Origin of the sequence: Duganella callida (genome assembly GCF_004614165.1) — a bacterium.
Lineage (GTDB): Bacteria > Pseudomonadota > Gammaproteobacteria > Burkholderiales > Burkholderiaceae_D > Rugamonas > Rugamonas callida.
This window is the reverse complement of the sequence record NZ_SPVG01000250.1, coordinates 21,056-37,418: the sequence shown is the minus strand read 5'-3', so window position 1 is coordinate 37,418 and position 16,363 is coordinate 21,056. Positions and strand designations below refer to the sequence as shown.

13 protein-coding genes are annotated in these 16,363 nt (G+C 64.1%); 3 read left to right on the top strand and 10 right to left on the bottom strand.

Annotated features, from left to right (window positions below):
• Positions 1–10: 10 nt before the first annotated feature.
• Genes E4L98_RS25895 through E4L98_RS25885 form a run of 3 tightly spaced genes read right to left on the bottom strand, consistent with a single transcriptional unit; the run spans position 11 to position 2,548 of the window.
• Positions 11–793, bottom strand: a complete 783-nt coding sequence (locus E4L98_RS25895) for a 3-hydroxybutyrate dehydrogenase (protein ID WP_135204413.1) — start codon at positions 791–793, stop codon at positions 11–13.
• Positions 790–1,989: a patatin-like phospholipase family protein gene (locus tag E4L98_RS25890; RefSeq protein ID WP_229257581.1), complete on the bottom strand. Its 1,200-nt coding sequence runs from the start codon at positions 1,987–1,989 to the stop codon at positions 790–792. The genes E4L98_RS25895 and E4L98_RS25890 overlap by 4 nt, the downstream gene beginning before the upstream one ends.
• Positions 1,982–2,548 (bottom strand): carboxymuconolactone decarboxylase family protein, encoded by a 567-nt coding sequence (locus E4L98_RS25885; RefSeq protein WP_135204412.1) that lies wholly within the window; start codon positions 2,546–2,548, stop codon positions 1,982–1,984. The genes E4L98_RS25890 and E4L98_RS25885 overlap by 8 nt, the downstream gene beginning before the upstream one ends.
• A 270-nt stretch (positions 2,549–2,818) precedes the next feature.
• Here E4L98_RS25885 and E4L98_RS25880 point away from each other — a divergent pair, with 270 nt between their 5' ends.
• Positions 2,819–3,187, top strand: a complete 369-nt coding sequence (locus E4L98_RS25880) for a response regulator (RefSeq protein WP_135204411.1) — start codon at positions 2,819–2,821, stop codon at positions 3,185–3,187.
• On the opposite strand, the gene E4L98_RS25875 is transcribed toward E4L98_RS25880, so the two are convergent.
• From E4L98_RS25875 to E4L98_RS30940, 5 genes are all read right to left on the bottom strand, one after another.
• Positions 3,188–4,849, bottom strand: coding sequence for an alkaline phosphatase family protein (locus E4L98_RS25875; RefSeq protein WP_135204410.1), 1,662 nt, complete (start codon positions 4,847–4,849; stop codon positions 3,188–3,190). It abuts the gene before it with no gap.
• 94 nt (positions 4,850–4,943) lie between these two features.
• Positions 4,944–6,422, bottom strand: coding sequence for a monocarboxylate uptake permease MctP (gene mctP / locus E4L98_RS25870; protein WP_135204447.1), 1,479 nt, complete (start codon positions 6,420–6,422; stop codon positions 4,944–4,946).
• Positions 6,422–6,601 (bottom strand): DUF3311 domain-containing protein, encoded by a 180-nt coding sequence (locus E4L98_RS25865; RefSeq protein WP_135204409.1) that lies wholly within the window; start codon positions 6,599–6,601, stop codon positions 6,422–6,424. The genes mctP and E4L98_RS25865 overlap by 1 nt, the downstream gene beginning before the upstream one ends.
• A 128-nt stretch (positions 6,602–6,729) precedes the next feature.
• On the bottom strand, positions 6,730–10,272 hold the full coding sequence (locus E4L98_RS25860) for a pectinesterase family protein (protein WP_135204408.1): 3,543 nt from the start codon (positions 10,270–10,272) through the stop codon (positions 6,730–6,732).
• Between the two features lie 30 nt (positions 10,273–10,302).
• Positions 10,303–10,857: a PEP-CTERM sorting domain-containing protein gene (locus E4L98_RS30940; RefSeq protein ID WP_229257580.1), complete on the bottom strand. Its 555-nt coding sequence runs from the start codon at positions 10,855–10,857 to the stop codon at positions 10,303–10,305.
• A gap of 394 nt (positions 10,858–11,251) precedes the next feature.
• On the opposite strand from E4L98_RS30940, the gene E4L98_RS25850 reads away from it, so the two are divergent.
• Positions 11,252–11,881 (top strand): hypothetical protein, encoded by a 630-nt coding sequence (locus E4L98_RS25850; protein WP_135204407.1) that lies wholly within the window; start codon positions 11,252–11,254, stop codon positions 11,879–11,881.
• Positions 11,882–11,933: 52 nt separating this feature from the next.
• Here the strand turns inward: E4L98_RS25850 and E4L98_RS25845 are convergent, their stop codons facing one another.
• Together E4L98_RS25845 and E4L98_RS25840 are read right to left on the bottom strand one after the other, a co-directional pair.
• Positions 11,934–13,175: a cytochrome-c peroxidase gene (locus E4L98_RS25845; protein ID WP_135204406.1), complete on the bottom strand. Its 1,242-nt coding sequence runs from the start codon at positions 13,173–13,175 to the stop codon at positions 11,934–11,936.
• Entirely contained in the window at positions 13,175–14,443 is a 1,269-nt protein-coding gene (locus E4L98_RS25840; RefSeq protein WP_135204405.1) for an alkaline phosphatase family protein, read from the bottom strand. The genes E4L98_RS25845 and E4L98_RS25840 overlap by 1 nt, the downstream gene beginning before the upstream one ends.
• Before the next feature lie 353 nt (positions 14,444–14,796).
• On the opposite strand from E4L98_RS25840, the gene E4L98_RS25835 reads away from it, so the two are divergent.
• Entirely contained in the window at positions 14,797–16,350 is a 1,554-nt protein-coding gene (locus E4L98_RS25835; RefSeq protein ID WP_229257579.1) for an efflux transporter outer membrane subunit, read from the top strand.
• Positions 16,351–16,363: the final 13 nt, after the last annotated feature.

The window sequence follows — 16,363 nt, the reverse complement described above, 5'->3', positions numbered from 1 at the left end:
GCGCGGCTGCTTACTGCATGAACCAGCCGTGGCTGACGACGATCGACTGACCGGTCAGAGCATTCGACGGGAAGGCGGCCAGGAACAGCGCGGTCTGGGCGACGTCGTCGACGGTGGTGAATTCGCCGTCCACGGTTTCCTTCAGCATCACTTTCTTGACCACGTCGTCCTCGCTGATGCCCAGCTCCTTGGCCTGTTCGGGGATCTGCTTTTCCACCAGCGGCGTGCGCACGAAGCCGGGGCAGATCACGTTGGCGCGCACGCCGTGGGCGGCGCCTTCCTTGGCGACCGTCTTGCACAGGCCGACCAGGCCGTGCTTGGCCGTCACGTACGGCGCCTTCAGCACCGACGCTTCCTTCGAGTGCACCGAGCCCATATAGATGATGCTGCCGCCGCGCTTCTGTTGATACATGCGCTGCAGGCAGGCACGCGTGGTGAGGAAGGCGCCGTCCAGGTGGATCGCCAGCATCTTCTTCCAGTCGGCGAATTTGAACGACTCCATCGGCGCCACGATCTGGATGCCGGCGTTCGACACCAGCACGTCGATGCCGCCCAGCTTGTCGGCGGCGGCGGCGATGCCGGCGTCGACCTGTTCCTCATTGGTGACATCCATCGCCACCGCGATGGCGCGCTGGCCGGACGGATCGAGCTCGCTGGCGACCGCCTGCGCCGATGCCAGATTCAGGTCGGCGATGACGACCTTGGCGCCGTTTTGAAAATAGACGGTGGCGATTTCCTTGCCGATGCCGCTGGCCGCGCCGGTGACGACGGCTACTTTGTCTTTCAGGTTCATGATGGTCTCTTCAAAGGTTGGGCCGGTTTCGTCAGAAAGTCGAACACGGCGGGGTTGTTGTCGGAACTCGGAAGCCGGAGAATTTCTTCATGCGCGAGCGTGGCGTCGGCGTCGGCATGGCCTGCCTGCCAGTGCTCGTTCATCGTCCTGCGGGAAAATTCTACGTCTTTATATTGACCTTCGTATGTCGCCGAGCGATAAATCAGTTCGACGATGTTGTAAAGCGCCGGATCGGCCGCCGCGGCCAGCGCCCGCGCCTGCGGCGATGCCGCCACGTCGGCCGGGATCATGTCCAGCAGCTCGCACAGGGTGCTGCGTAGTTTTTTCACCTTGCGCAAGGAATCGGTGGCGCTGCGCGTGCGGCTCGAATACTGGATCTCCTTCATGCGCGTGGCGACGCTGGCCAGGTCGCGCGGCAGTTCGCCGTGGGCGCTCCACAGGTCGACCTGCCACACCAGCGTGTCCAGCCCGGTGCCATTCGACAGCACCCATTCCAGCGGCGTATTCGACACCATGCCGCCGTCCCAGTACTGTTCGCCGTCGATCTCCACCGCGTCGAAGCCGGGCGGCAGGGCGCCGCTGGCCATGATGTGCTCGGGACGGATGCGGTCTACCGTATTGTCGAAATAGGCGAAATTGCCGGTGCGGACATTCACCGCGCCGACGCTGAGCCGCGTCTCCCGGGCATTGATGCGGTCGAAATCGACCAGCCTCTCCAGTGTTGCGCGCAGCGGCGCCGTATCGTAATAGCTGGTGGCGCCGCCACCGTTCCACAGCAGATAGGGTGGCGGCACCCGCGGCGTGAAAAAGCCGGCCACGCCCTGGGTAAAAGCGCGTTCGGCGGCCAGCTGATTGACCCAGGCGCGCACCGTATCGACCATCGGCGCGCCGGACCAGTAGATCGGCGCGCCGGTGGCGCTGCCGCTGACCAGCTCCCAGAATTCGCGCAGCCGTGCGAGGCGCTGCTCCCTGGGGTTGCCGGCGATGATGGCGCTGTTGATGGCGCCGATCGAAATGCCGGCGATCCAGGTCGGCTCGATGCCGGCAGCCAGCAGCCGTTCGTAGACGCCGGCCTGGTAAGCGCCCAGCGCGCCGCCGCCCTGCAGCACCAGCGCGACGCTGCCGAATTCCGAAGCGGCGCGGCTGGCGGGGGCAATGCGGGCGTCGCGCAGGGTGACGGGATCGCGTTTATTCACGTTCCGGCACCGGCACGTTAAAGCCGTTCAGTGTGGTCGACACCAGGGCGTACAGGCCGACCAGGTAAATCAGCTCATTGGTGCCGTGCTGGCCGAAGGTGTCGACGGCCAGGCGATACAGCGGCTCCGGCAGCGTGCCGCCGCGGCACAGCGCATAGGAAAAATCGAAAGCGATATTTTCCTGCTGGTTCAAATCGGTGGGCTTCTGGTCGGCCACCAGCGCGGCCAGGCGCTCGGCCGACATGCCTTCCTTCTCGGCGACGGCGACGTGGGCGTAGATTTCATAGGCGGCGTCGTAGCGCGCGCCGACCACCAGAATGGCAATCTGGCGCACGTTATCGGGCAGCACCGCGTTGGCGGTCATGGCCAGGGTCAGATCCCAGATCGCCTTGCCGATCTGCGGCTCATGCAGCCAGGGATTCCAAGGCCCCATCAGGGCGCCATCCTCGCGCTCGACTTTGAAGGCATTGAAATTGCTGGCAATACCCTTGCGCATGCTGTCGTACAAGGGTTTCTGTTCGGGCGTGAGTTCGCCCGGCGGAATGAGTGGAAGTCGCAAAATGTCCTCGCATGTGGTTGTTTCATCAGGCGAGACAACCCATGGGGCGCTGAGACCGTGCCGGTTGCCTCAACAACCATTCTGGCAGTTTACCGCCGAGCTCGGCGTCCGATACAAATCCGGGGTCAGTTCTGCCAATCGCACACGGGCTCGTGTACCAAAGTCAGACCTGACCCCGGAGTGACTGCGGATTAGGTGCGCTGTCGAACATACGACTAGCTCATCCATTGCTACGATGACCTCACGAGTTCAATAAAAGTGAGGCAAATCATGGCAAGCGCAAAACAGGTTCTGGTGGTGGACGATAATGTCGATGTGGTGGAGACGCTGTCGGCGATGCTGCAATGCCACGGCTACGAGACCGCCGCCGCGCACAACGGTTACGAAGCGTGCGACTGGGTGCGCGATGCGCTGCCGCGCGCGATCATCATGGATCTGGGCATGCCGTGGATGGACGGCTACGGCGCGGTGCGCGCCATCCGCCGCATCCCCGGCGCGCAGTCGATTCCGATCATCGCCGTCACCGGTTCCGCCGACCGCGATTCCGCCAAGAAGGCGGTCGCGGCGGGCTTCACCCAGCATTTCTCGAAGCCGCTGAACTTCGATCATCTGAATCAGTATCTGGATACCGTGGCCTGATCAGCGCAGCGTCTCCGTCAGCACGCGGCCTTCCGCGCCTGCCGGCGGACGCACGTGCAGCAGGTTGGCCAGGGTCGGCGCGATGTCGACCACTTCCGCGTACTGCCCGTAAGCGCCCGGCTTGACCCAGCGTTTACCCATGATCATCAGCGGCACGTTGGTGTCGTAAGCGTACGGCGAGCCGTGCGAGGTGCCGCTGACGCCCGTGCCGAAGAACCAGAACGGCTTGGTGATCACCATCAGGTCGCCCGAGTTATCGCGGTTCCAGGCGCGACGCATCAAGGTGGCGATGTGAGTGCCTTGCACCGCGCCGCTTTCGAACTGCGTGCGGGTGAATGCGTCCGCGATGCCGTTCTGCGCCAGCAGATAGCGCGCGGCGGCGGTTTCCACTTCCTCGCGCTTCAGCTTGTTCTGCTCGACCAGCCTGTAGTCCAGGTGGATGTTCGGCAGCGACCACGCTTGCACCAGTTTGGCGACACCGAACTTCTGCTCCAGATGCTGGTTCAGCGCGGCCATCAGCTTGTCGCCGTCGAGGCGCTCGGCATCCAGGTGCTGGGTTTTGGCGAATTCCGGCGTGTTGGGGAAGCCATGGTCCGCGGTCAGCACCACCAGCACATTGTCCATGCCGACACGCTTGTCCAGGTAAGTGAAGAACTCGGCGACCATGCGGTCCAGGCGTTGCAGATGGTCGTGCGACATCTTGCTTTCCGGCCCAAACGCATGGTTGATGTAGTCGTGCGCAGACAGGCTGACGCCCAGGATGTCCGGCACGCCGGCCGGATTGCGGCCCAGGTTTTCGCCTTCGACGGCGGCGCGCGCGAAGTCCAGCGTCAGCTGATCCAGATACGGGCCGACGCGCAGGCTGGCGTAATAGCCGGCATCGATCTCGCCGCTCTCGCTGTAGTAGGTGTAGGGCAGGCGGTTGTGGGTGCCGGCCTTCGGCACGTTCAGGTCTTCGCTGGCGTCGCCTTCGTAGGCCGCCGCCGGCAGCAGCGGCGCCCAGGTCTTGCCGTAGTAGCGGTCCTGCGGTTTGGCCGCTTCATATTTGGTGACCCATTCCGGGTGCTGCTTCATGTAGTAGGTGGAGCTGGAGAAGTTGCCGGTCTTGTCCATGTACATGTAGGCGGTGCCGGTCTTGCCCGCCAGCAGAATCGCGCCGCGGTCCTTGCCCGACACGGTGACCACCTTGCTCTTGCTGCCGGTGGCATAGCGCAGCTCGTCGCCCAGGGTGTTCACTTTCAGCTTGTTCGGCGAGGTGCCGTCGGACGGCTTGGTCTCCTCGCCGATATAGGTGTAGTTGGTGTCTTCGGTGCAGTAGACCGATTTTTTGGTGAGCGGGTCGATCCAGTTGTTACCGATGATGCCGTGCACGTAGGGATAGGCGCCGGTCAGTACGGCGCTATGGCCGATGGCGGTGACGGTCACGCCGTGTGCCTGGTGGGCGTTGCTGAACGATGCGCCCTGGTCCAGCATGCGGCGCAGGCCGCCCTGGCCGAACTGGTCGCGGTAGCGCTGCACCTGCTCGTTCGGCAGGCCGTCCACCACCAGCACGACGACCAGCTTGGGCAGGGTGGCGGCGGTGGTGGGCGCGGCGTAGACGGTTTGTATCGCGAGGCAGGAAGCGGCGACCACGAGGGCGCGCAGCGACAGTTTTTTTGTCATGGTCATTGTCGTCAAGTTGAACTGGGGCAGCATGCCGCAAAGCGTAGCACGCGTGTGCGGCATGCTACCCCATTCTTGTGACGAAATGATGACACTACGCCGCGCGTTTGCCTCCCGCCACGACCTGCACGATGACGGCGATGACGATGTTGACGGCCAATGCCAGCAGTCCGGTGTACAGGGTGTAGCTGTCGCTGCCGAACACCAGGGTGTGCACCGGCTTGATGCCGTCGCTGATCGCCAGGTAGCTGCCGGTGATGATGCCGACCGCCCAGCCGCTCAGCAGCGCACGCGCGCCGAACCAGCCGAAGAACAGGCCGAACACCACCGACGGGAAGGTCTGCAGGATCCAGACGCCGCCCAGCAGCTGCAGGTCCAGCGCGAATTTGGTCGGCAGGAACAGGATGCAGACCAGCGCGCCGACCTTGACCACCAGCGACACCAGCTTGGCCACCTTGGCCTCGCCGTCCGGCTGGATGTTCGGGTTCACGTACGGCTTCCAGAAGTTACGCGTGAACAGATTCGCCGCGCCGATCGACATCACGGCCGCCGGCACCAGCGCGCCGATGGCGATGGCCGAGAAGGCGAAGCCGGCGAACCAGCTCGGGAACAGGGCGTTGAACAGCGCCGGCACCACGTCGTTATTGGTGGCGACGTGGATCTTGGCGGCATACGCCATGAAGCCCAGCAGCGCGATCAGGCCGAGCAGGATGGTATAAGCCGGCAGGAACACGGCGTTCTTGCGGATGGTGTCCGCGCTCTTGGCGGCAAAGATGCCGGTCAGCGTGTGCGGATACATGAACGCCGCCATGGCCGAACCCAGGGCCAGCGTGGCGAACGGCAGCACCTGCGCCGGTTTCAGCGTCAGGCCGGTGGCGCCGCCCTTGGCCGCGAACGCGTCGCCGGCGGCGGAGAACACCGCGCCGTAGCCGCCCAGCTTGGCCGGCACCAGCACCACCGCCACCAGCACCACGATGTAGATCATCAGGTCCTTGACGAAGGCGATCAGCGCCGGCGCGCGCAGGCCGGCCGAGTAGGTGTACAGCGCCAGGATCACGAAGGCGGCGGCCAGCGGCAGCTCGCCGGTCAGGCCCAGCGCCTTGATCACCACTTCCATGCCGACCAGTTGCAGCGCGATGTACGGCATGGTGGCGATCACGCCGGTCAGCGCGATGGCGAATTCCAGCGGACGGGAACGATAGCGGCCGAACACCACGTCGGCGGCGGTGACATGGCCGGCCTTCTGGGCGGCGTGCCACAGCTTGGGCATGATGGTGTAGACGATGGGGTAGACCAGAATCGTGTACGGCAGCGCGAAGAAGCCGTAGGCGCCGACCGCGTACACCAGCGCCGGCACGGCGATCACGGTGTAGGCGGTGTAGAAGTCGCCGCCGACCAGGAACCAGGTGATCCAGGTGCCGAAGTTGCGGCCGCCCAGGCCCCATTCGTCGAGGTGGGCGCCCTTGTTTTCCTTGCCGCTCTGCCAGCGCGAGGCCCAGAAGCCCATCACCGTCACCAGCGCAAAGAAGAAGATGAAGACGCCTAACGCGGTCCAGTTGACGTTCTCGCCCATCATTCGACTCCCTGCTTCAAATCGTTCTGGTAGACGAGCCAGATGATGAGCGCCGTCAGCGGCACCCACAGGAACTGATACCAGTAAAAGAACGGGAAGCCGAACAGCGACGGCAGTTCCTGGTTATAGAAAGGCAGCCACAGCAGGCCGATAAAGGGGATGAGCAGCAGGAAGCGCATAAGGGACTCCTTGATTAGGATTGTTATTGGCGGCGGAGACCTTTGCGCTTTTAACCAACGGTCTCGCGCCGATGAAACAATCTATCATATAAAAAGAGAGCTTGCCGCGCATCCCCCGATTGGGGTCCTCAGGGCTGGGGATTCCAGCCCATGCCGTTGCCGTAGGCGGCAAACACCCTGGCGCGGTCGGCAAAGCCGGCCGCCACGTCGCTGGCGCTGAGCTGGAAGCCGCCGACGCGCGCCGCCAGGTTGATCGGCTCACCGGACAGCGTGGTGCTGCCGTACTCGCGCCAGCCGCTGGCGGCGCTGGCCACGGCCGGGTTCGGGGCCGGCTGGCTGTTCACGCCGGCGGCCGCCCAGCCCACGGCGGCGATGTGACTGTCCATCCGCGTGTTGATGAAGGCGATGTTGTCCCAGTACGCGGCATTGCCGGCGCTGCGCGCCAGGTAGGTGGCGCCGGTCGGTACGTCGCCATGCAGCGGTCCGGGTCCGGCGCCGTGCGTCAGGCGGCTGTTGAGGAAGACGTAGCCCTTGTCGCCTGCATTGGCGGCGCGCGCTTGCAGGATGTAGCCGCCGCTGCCGGCATTGCTGGTGTCGCCCACCGAGCGGATCTCGCTTTCCTCGAACAGGGCGGCGCGGCTGCTGCCCCAGATGAAGTCGACGTTGCCCGCCACCAGGCTGTGATAGAACCAGGCGTAGCCCTTCAGGTTCAGCGTATCCTGCTCGCTGTAGAAGTTGGCGTTTTTGGCGACCAGGCGGCCGGTGTCGGCATTGAAGTAGATGGTTTCCGCCTGCGCCGAGATGGCGCCGGAGCGCAGCGTGGTGTTCCTCAGCGTGATGGTGTCCAGCACCAGCATGTCGGACGATTCCACCAGCATCACCGCGCGGCCGCCGGCAGCCGCCGCGTCGGCGCTGGTCTGGCTGGCGCCGGAGCCGGTGTTGAGCGTGTCGTAGTTGGTGTACTGGATGATGGCGCCGTCGCGGCTTTCACCTTTCAGCGTAACGTTGTCCTTGCCGCGCAGGTAGAGCAGCTCGTTGTAGACGCCGTCGCGGACGTTGATGGTGACCGGCGTGGCCTGGCTTTCCTGCATGGCGAAGTTGAGCGCGCCCTGTACGGTGTTGAAGTCCGCATCGCTGCCGGCGCCCACGGTCAGGCTGGTGCTGCCGGTCGCGGGGCCGCTGTCGCGGGTGGTGAACGACCAGTCGCCCAGCTTGCCGATGCCGACGAACGGCACGCCGCCCAGCGAGGCGCCGGTCAGCACGCCGTTGGCGATGGCGACGTAGTACTCGGTGCCGTAAGCGAGCTTGTTGGCGTGCGGCTTGATGGTGACGGTGTTGCCGCTGATGCTGACGGGCGTGGTGTTCACCTTGCGGACGTTCGCCTGACCAGGATAGCCCAGGACATCGGTCTCGCCGGACAGCCGTATCACATCCACCTGCGCGTTATCGGCCTTGCGGAAGATGCGGATGGTACCGCCGGCGCCCAGGACCGGCGGATTATCAAACGTCAGCGACAGCGAAGCGTCGATGTTGATGGCGTCGGCGTGTGCGGCCGGCAGGGCGGCGCCGCCGAGCGCGTAGCTCTGCGTCGGCTGCACGAACTGCGGGCTGATGGTGGCGGCGATCACGCGCTGCAGGGTGGAATCGGAGTCGCTGGTGACGCTGATGGTGGCGTTGCCGGCGCCGACCGGGGTGACGGTCAGCGTGGTGCCATTGATCGCCACCGCGGCCACGGCCGGATTGCTGGAAGCGGCGCTGAAGCTGTCCAGCGAGCCATCGGGCTTGACGGCGGTGACGCCGACCGCCAGCGGCGCATCGCCCACTTCCGCCGCGTAGCTTGGCGTGGCCGGGTTCAAGGTCAGCTGCGAAGGCTTGAGCGATGGATCGCCGATGCGCACATCATCGATCTGGAACGACTTGTTGGCGGTGTACAGGCCGATCACGCCGCGCTCGGCGAAGGCGCTGTCGGTGACGCTGCCCAGCGCCTCGCCGTCCAGGTAGACGGTCAGCGTGGTGCCGATCATCTCGAAGCGCACGGTGTAGAACTGCGCATCCATCTGGATCGACTTCTTCACCTGCTTGGGCCGGGTCAGCGTGCCGGCCAGCATTTTGGCGATTTCCACCTGGGTGCTGGTGGTGGCGTTCTGTACGTTCAGGCCGGCGCCGTACCAGTTGCTGGCGTCCTTGTAGCGCGTCAGCAGGTACAGCAGCTTGTTGCTGGTGGTGCTGTTGGTCATGGGCTTGATGCGCGCTTCGACGTAATAGTCGGCGGTCGGCACGTTGGCCATGGCGGACGCCTTCAGCGTCGCCAGCACGCCGCCGGTGGAGGCCGCGGTATACTGCATCACGATGTTGGATGCGCCCACGCTTTCCGCCTTGACGCCGAAGCTGCCGTTCGGGCCTGCCACCGGCAGCAGGTTCCAGTTGGCCATGCTGCTGTTCTGGAAGTCGTCGCAGAAATACAAACCGGTGGCGGGGCAGGTGAGGGTGACGGTCGGATCGGGCGTGACATTGCCGCTGCCGCTGATGGCGGACGTCAGCTTGCCGGCGCCCGCCTGCGCAATCGCATTGGCCTTGACCAGCGCCACCGGCCGCGCGCTGTAGGCATACGGCACGCTGTAGGCGACGCTGTTCGGCGTCGAGCAGCCGGCCAGCGCGGCGCCGTTCAACACCGAGCCGGCATCCCTGAACGCGCCCGGGATGGTGCCGCCGATGGGCTCCACCACCTCGTCGCAGCGCGTCACGCCGGCGATTTCGAACACATTGTTGTTGGACAGGATCTGCGCCTGCTGCCCCACCCCGATGCTGTATTCGTACGGGTAGGCGGGATGCGATTTGCTGCCGACGAAGTAGTTGTTGTAGACGTGGACCTGGCCGAAGCGCACCCGCGGCGCGCGGCTGACGATGTCGCGGAACACGTTGTTACTGAACGTGATGTGCAGCTTGCCGTTGTCCCCGGTCGCCGTGTCGCTGGAACCGATCAGATTATTTTTACGGTGCTGGCCGAACACGTTGTACGACACCGTCACGTAATCCGATGCGTTGGTGATGTCCAGCGCGCCGTCGTGGCATTGCTTGATCTGGCCATTCTCGACCGGCAGCAGATCGTCGCTCATGGCGCCATCGGTGAAGCTGACGTGATCGACCCAGACGTGGTCCGAGCCGGTGACGCCGATGCCGTCGTAAGCGGAATTCCAGTTGCCCAGCGCGCCGTCGGTCGGATCCCAGACCGGCCCCACATCGCAAGGGTTCACGATCTTCAGGTTACGGATGATGATCTGCGAGACATTGGACACCACGATATGGCCGTTGACGATGCCTGCATTGGCATCGGCGCCGATCAGCGTGGTATTGCTGGGCAGGCGTATCAGGCCGCGGATGGCCTGGTCGCCGGTATTCGCATACGGCACGCCTTCCGTCATGTCGATGGTGCCGGCCAGCTTGATGATTTTCGGGTTCACGCCGCCGCGCTGTATCGCCGCCAGCAGCTGGGGGCGGGTGGAAACGGTATAAATCTGCGACGTCAGCGCGGCCGAACCGCCGACCGTGCCGCTGCCAAAGCCATCGGCCGGCGCGGTTTGCAGTGCGGGATCGATGGTGGCCGCATTGACGGCGGTGGCCAGCATCAGCATCGACAGGCGTAGCGCGGCCCTGAAACGGTAGAGTTTCATGTTTTTACTCCTTGAGTTGTCAGAGGGCGCTTAGCCGCGGCGGCGTGCGCGCAGTCCCAGCCCGAGCAGGCCGGCCATCAGCATGGTCACGCTGGCCGGTTCGGGCACCGCGGCCGCCAGCGTGATGGAGGTCTGCAGCGGGTTGAAATCGCCGTTCCATTCCACCGCGCTCAGATCGAGGGTGATCGTATGCGGGTTGACGATGCTGAGCACCGGTGCGCCGCCGGTGACGCCGGCATCGCTGACGGTGAAGCTCTTGATGTCGGCGTTCAGCGTGCCGCCGAAATCGAAGCTGACCTTGTAGGCGCCGGCGGGGATGCTGCTGTTGTTGTAGATGGTCAGACGGCCGTCGGCCGCGAAGTCGAATCCGAACATGGCGTCGGCCGTAAAGAATTCAACGCTGGTATTGAGCGGATCGAGGGCGCTGACATTGCTGCCGCCATAGTTGTCGCTGATGCCGAGGATGTCGCCGCCGCTGTAGCTGGCGGTGATGACGGCGTTCTTCAGCGGATCGGCCGACTGCGCCGAACCGGCGGCCAGCAGCAGGCATGCCGCGGCAGCGGCTTTGCGTAAGGTGATATGCATTTTGTCTCCAGATAGTTTGAGTTCAACGACGCCGGTCTGTGTCGGACGCCGGTCGGCACACCTCGCGTATGCCGTGCCACCGAAAGGAGGGCCGGAGGACGGCCGAGCTCGCGGTTGGTCAAAAATCTGTGATGCAGTGGTCGACCAATTCTACGGTGGCCTGACCACTTTGACAATGGACTATCGTGCCGATTGTTGCGTGTTTGGCATGTAAATGCATGTAAATCTATCAAACTAAAACAACAATAAGTTTTATCAATCGACATAGTGTTGTAAAGCAAGTTTTTTTACGGAAAAGAGTACTTTTTTACGGTAGATGCCTGCATGAAATGGAAACTCTTGCCAAAACGCTGATAGAATGCAGGGGTGAGGAATTCTCTTGCAGGAGTCAATTATGATTATGGTGAACAACATTGGCGGTGCTACCCTGTCCGCGGCTTTGGTGGCCGGGAAGGCGGTCGAACCCGCGAAGGTCACCGACAATGGCAGCAATGCGGACCTGAGCGCATCGGTCGCTGCCTATCTGTCGCTGCCGGGCTTTAACGCCACCAGTCCCCTGCAGACCAATACCAGCAATACCACCAACACCGGGTTTCAGGCGAATGCGCTGGTCAAGGCCGTGTCGCAGGATCAGTCGCTGAAGACCGCGTTGCAGCAGTTCGACGAAGGTCTGAAAAAACTGACGGAACGTCCGGAGACGCAGATTTTCCAGGCCCGCTTCGGCGCCGAAGCGAAAACCCAGGGCGTGGAAAACAACCCGCTGCTGTCGCCGGAGCCGCTGCCAGGCGTCGGCGAAGACGGCGTGCTGGGTGTGCCGCCGCCGGATTCGGAAATGGCGGCCGATACCAACCATGACGGCAAGGTGAGCGAAGATGAGCGTATCCGCTATGAAGCACCGCTGACCTACCGCAGCCTGGCGCACGACGAGGAAGCCGTCGATGCCCAGACCAATGGCCCCAACCTGTTCTCGCTGAACGAAGTCAATCGCGCATACGGCGCGGTGGCCACGCCGGAACTGGCCTGACGGCTCCGGTATTCATGAAAAAACCGCCAGCGACGGCGGTTTTTTTTCGTCCTCACGATTGCACATCATCGTCGGTCAGCGTGCGCAGGAAGGCGACGATGTCCTGTATCTCCGCTTCGTCCAACGCCGGTTTGTCACCGGGTTTTCTGTTCATCGGCGCGGTCAGGTGATCGACGTTGCTGCGGTAAGCCGCGGGCAAATCGTTATAGCGCTCGATTTTGCCCGAAGCCGATTTGCCGTACCAGCGTGCGGGCCGGATGTCGCGCTCGACGTAGAAGCGTACCGCGTCGGCCAGGTTGTCGAACACGCCGTTGTGCATGAACACCTGGCGGCTGGCCACATTGCGCAGGCTGGGCGTCTTGAACGTGCCGCAGTATTTGTCATCGAGGGCGGCCGGCATTTTGCGCAGCGGGCCGCACAGGCCGATGTCGTGGAACGCCGGATCGGCGTTGGCCGCCAGCTTGCGATTGCGCGGCACGCCCAGGTTGGCGAAGGAGTAGTCGGTGAACAATGGCGGCGCGCCGTTTGCGCCCGGCGCGGCGATGTGACATGAGGCGCAGTTGCCCTTGTCCGGGTCGGCGAACAGGCGCAGGCCGCGTTGTTCGCGGGCGCTTAGCCGGGCCTGCCCCTTGAGGGCGCGATCGAATTTGCTGGTGTATGGCGCGAAACTTGGATCGTCGAGCTGGAATCGTTCGAGCGCCATCGCCAATCCGTTCACGGCCTTGCGGTCGTCGGCCAGCGCAGCGGCGCCGAACACGCGCGCGAATTCGGCCGCGTAGGCGGTGGCGCGCAGCCTGGCGGCCAGCGACGCGTCGTCGCGGTTGGCCATCTCCACCGGATCGAACAGCGGCGCCCTGGCCTGGTCGTGCAGCGTGTCGAAGCGGCCGTCGCGCGTGAAACCGCCGGTAGGGACGGAATCGACTTCGATCTCGCGCTCGATGGGATCGCGCTGGTGTTCCTTGAACCAGCGCGGTGTGCGCGGCAGCACGTAGCGCAGCGACGGTACGGCGCGCATGCCTTCGCGGTCCAGGTGTTCGCCACCCAGCTGCACCGCCTTGCCGTCCGGCGGACCGTAGGCGTGGGCCGGGTTGTGGCAGCTGGCGCAGGAAAGTCGGCCGGAGCCGGACAGGGTGGCGTCGAAGAAGATCTTGCGTCCCAGGGCCGCCACGGCGGCGCGGTCCGCCGCGGTCGGGGATGCGGCCGCGGGCGCGGGCGCGCGCTCGCAGGCGACCAGCGTCAGGGCCAGGAGAAGCGCCCCGCAGTGCGGGGCGATCGCAGCAAACCGCTTGTTCATCAATTCGTGAAGATGTCGCTGCCGAAGGCGGCCAGGCCGGATTGGTTGGCGTAGCCCAGATACTCCTTGATCTTGAAGATGTCCTCGATACTCTTCAACATGGCGTAGTGGTTGTAGCCGACGTTGCTGACGGTGCCCGGCTTGATGAACGGCGACAGCAGCACGGCGCCGGTGCGGCCGCCGCCGGGTGCCGGGAACTTCAGGTCGTACTGCATGGTGGCCGAAACCGGGAAGGTCAGGGTCAACGGATAGGTCACGTTCGGACCGCCCGCCTGATTGCAGCACGCCTCGCTGGAGTTGTAGTTGACCGTGATGTGCTGCATGCCGCTGGCATCCACCGTGACGCTCTGGCCGGCCGTTGCGCCGCCCTCGTCGAAGTTAATGATCAGCAGGCCGTCCTTTTTGTACGCCTCGGACGCCAGGATTTTCGGCACCCACACCTTCAGGAATTCATCCGCCGATTTCAGACCGCCCGGCTGGCCGTCGATGCAGCCCTTGCCGGCCGCGCCGGTGCCGTCGCCGTCATGGCCGTCGTTGCAGACGTTGGGCGTGATGAACACGAAGTTGGGCGTCGTGTCGATTTTTGCCAGGTCGGTTTCCAGCTTGTCCAGCGCGACCACGTTGGTCTTGCATTCCGGGGAGTCGATGATCGAATGGAAGTAGACGAACGGATTGTGGCGGGCGGCATACTGGTCGCCCTTGGGCACGGCGGCGCTTGGCGCCAGCTGGTGATTGGTCTGGTCGGCGGTGCCGATGACCGGATGGCCGCAGGTGGCGCTTTCGCGGGTCGGGTCGTTGCCCATGTCTTCCATGTAGCCGCGCCAGGTCAGGCCGGCGGTCTTGAGCTGGTCCGGCAGAGTCTTGACGCTGGCCGGATAGACGCAGCCGTTGCCGACCGGGATGCCGTCGGCGCTGGTGCCGGTCTGCACGAAGTCGGTGTAGGTGGTGCAGTCGCCCCCACTTGATGGCGTCACCGGCTGGCCGCTGATCATGGCAATGTAATTGGTCAGGCTGGCGTGGCCGGTGCCGTAATATTGCGTCAGCAGCGCGCCCATGCCGGGCAGGGTTTTCTGCAGATAGGGATTCTGGGTGCTGTTGACGAACGTATCGTTGTAATCCTTGTTTTCCAGGGTGATCACGAATACGTGCTTGACGCGTTGCGGTCCGCTTTCCGCAGCCACGTTATCGCCGCCGCAGGCGGCAACGATGGCGCACAGCGCGGCAAGGCCGGCGATGCCGGCCCATTTCAATTTCGATCCCGGTTTCATTGTTATCGTCCCACTTGTTGATGTTAAAGGACTTACTATAGGCAACCGATATGACAAGCTTGTGACGAATGTCGAAAGAAAATCGAAAGTTTCTTCTTTCTAAAACTGGATGAATGGCCTTTCGCAATAAAGTTGAAGAAGGCTTGCCTATCCGCCGCGCCGCTGCTGCCGCTGACGTGGATGCCGTCGTGGCTTAAGCGGCTTGCAAGAAATAATCGCGGATTTTAGAAGGGAAACGCGCGCCCCTGATGCATAAAAAGCACACCAAAAGTGCAAAAAATGCGAACATGTGCAACCACATGCACATAAGTTAACTTTTGGTATTGCTTAGCACCTTCATCAGGAGTAATCGCGTGAAACAACAACAAACAGGACGACTCCGGCGCTACACGCTGCGCATGGGCGTGACGGCGCTGGTCGCCGCCGGCTTGGGTGGTTGCGCACTCGGGCCCGATTTCAAATCCCCCGCCGCGCCGGCCACCGCCGGCGACAGCTACACGCCGACGCCGTTGCCATCCCGGACCGCGTCCGCGCCGGGCCCGGGCGGCGCCGCGCAGCAGTTCGCGTTCGGGCAGGAGATCCCGGCCCAATGGTGGACGCTGTTCCGCTCCCCGGCGCTGGACGAATTGATACGCGGCGCGCTGGCGCAGAATCCGAACATGGCCGCCGCCGAAGCGGCGCTGCGCCAGGTCCAGGAAAACTACAACGCGCAGGCCGGCAATCTGCTGTATCCCTCGGTGAATGCACAGCTGGGCGCGACGCGGCAGAAAACCAGCGTCGCCACGGCCGGCGCCGCGGCGGGCGTGTACAACGTGTATAACGCTTCGGTCGCCGTGGCCTATACGCCGGACGTCTTTGGCCGCACGCGGCGCACGCTGGAAAGCGCACAGGCAGCCATCGATTATCAGCGCTTCCAGGTCGAGGCGACGTATCTGACCCTGAGCGCCAACGTGGTCACCACGGCGATCCAGGAAGCTTCGCTGCGCGCGCAGCTGAAGGCCACCCGCGAGGTGCTGGATGCACTGACCAAGCAGCAGAACGTGATCGAGAAGCAGTTCGAGTATGGTGCCATTCCGCGCACCTCGGTACTCAGCCAGCGTAATCAGGTGGCGCAGATCAATGCCACCATCGCGCCGCTGGAAAAGGCACTGGCGCAGGCGCGCCATCAGCTATCGGTCCTTGCCGGCAAACTGCCGGGCGAGGGCGGCATGCCGGAATTCGCGCTGGAGAACCTGACCTTGCCGGAGCAACTGCCGGTGTCGTTGCCGTCGGCGCTGGTGCGCCAGCGTCCCGACGTGCGCGCCAGTGAAGAAGCGCTGCACCAGGCCAGCGCGCAGATCGGCGTGGCCACGGCGGCACAGTATCCGCAGTTCACGCTGAGCGGCAGCTACGGCTCGGCCGCCGACACCTTCGGCAAGCTGTTCGACTCGCAGACCAGCTTGTGGAATCTGGCCGCCGGCGTGACCCAGCCGATCTTCAACGGCGGCGCCCTGAGCGCTCAACGGCGCGCGGCCGAAGCGGCGTACGATACGGCGGCGTCGCAATACCGCGCCACCGTGCTGACCGCGTTCCAGAACGTCGCCGACACGCTGCGCGCGCTGGACGCCGACGCTGCCGCGCTTAAATCGCAGGCCGAGGCGGAAGCGCTGGCCAAGGAAACGCTGGACCTGTCGGAGCAGCAGTACAAGCTGGGCGGCATCAGCTACCTGGTGCTGCTCGACGCGCAGCGCAGCTATCAGCAGACGCACATCGCGCTGGTGCAGGCGCAGGCGGCCCGCTACGCGGACACCGCGGCGCTGTTCCAGGCACTGGGCGGCGGCTGGTGGAACCGCGCCAACGGCGCCCCCGCGGCGACGGCGGTTTCCGCCATCCCGCCTTACGGCAAAACCAATAACACCAATAACTGAAAGCAGGAGAACG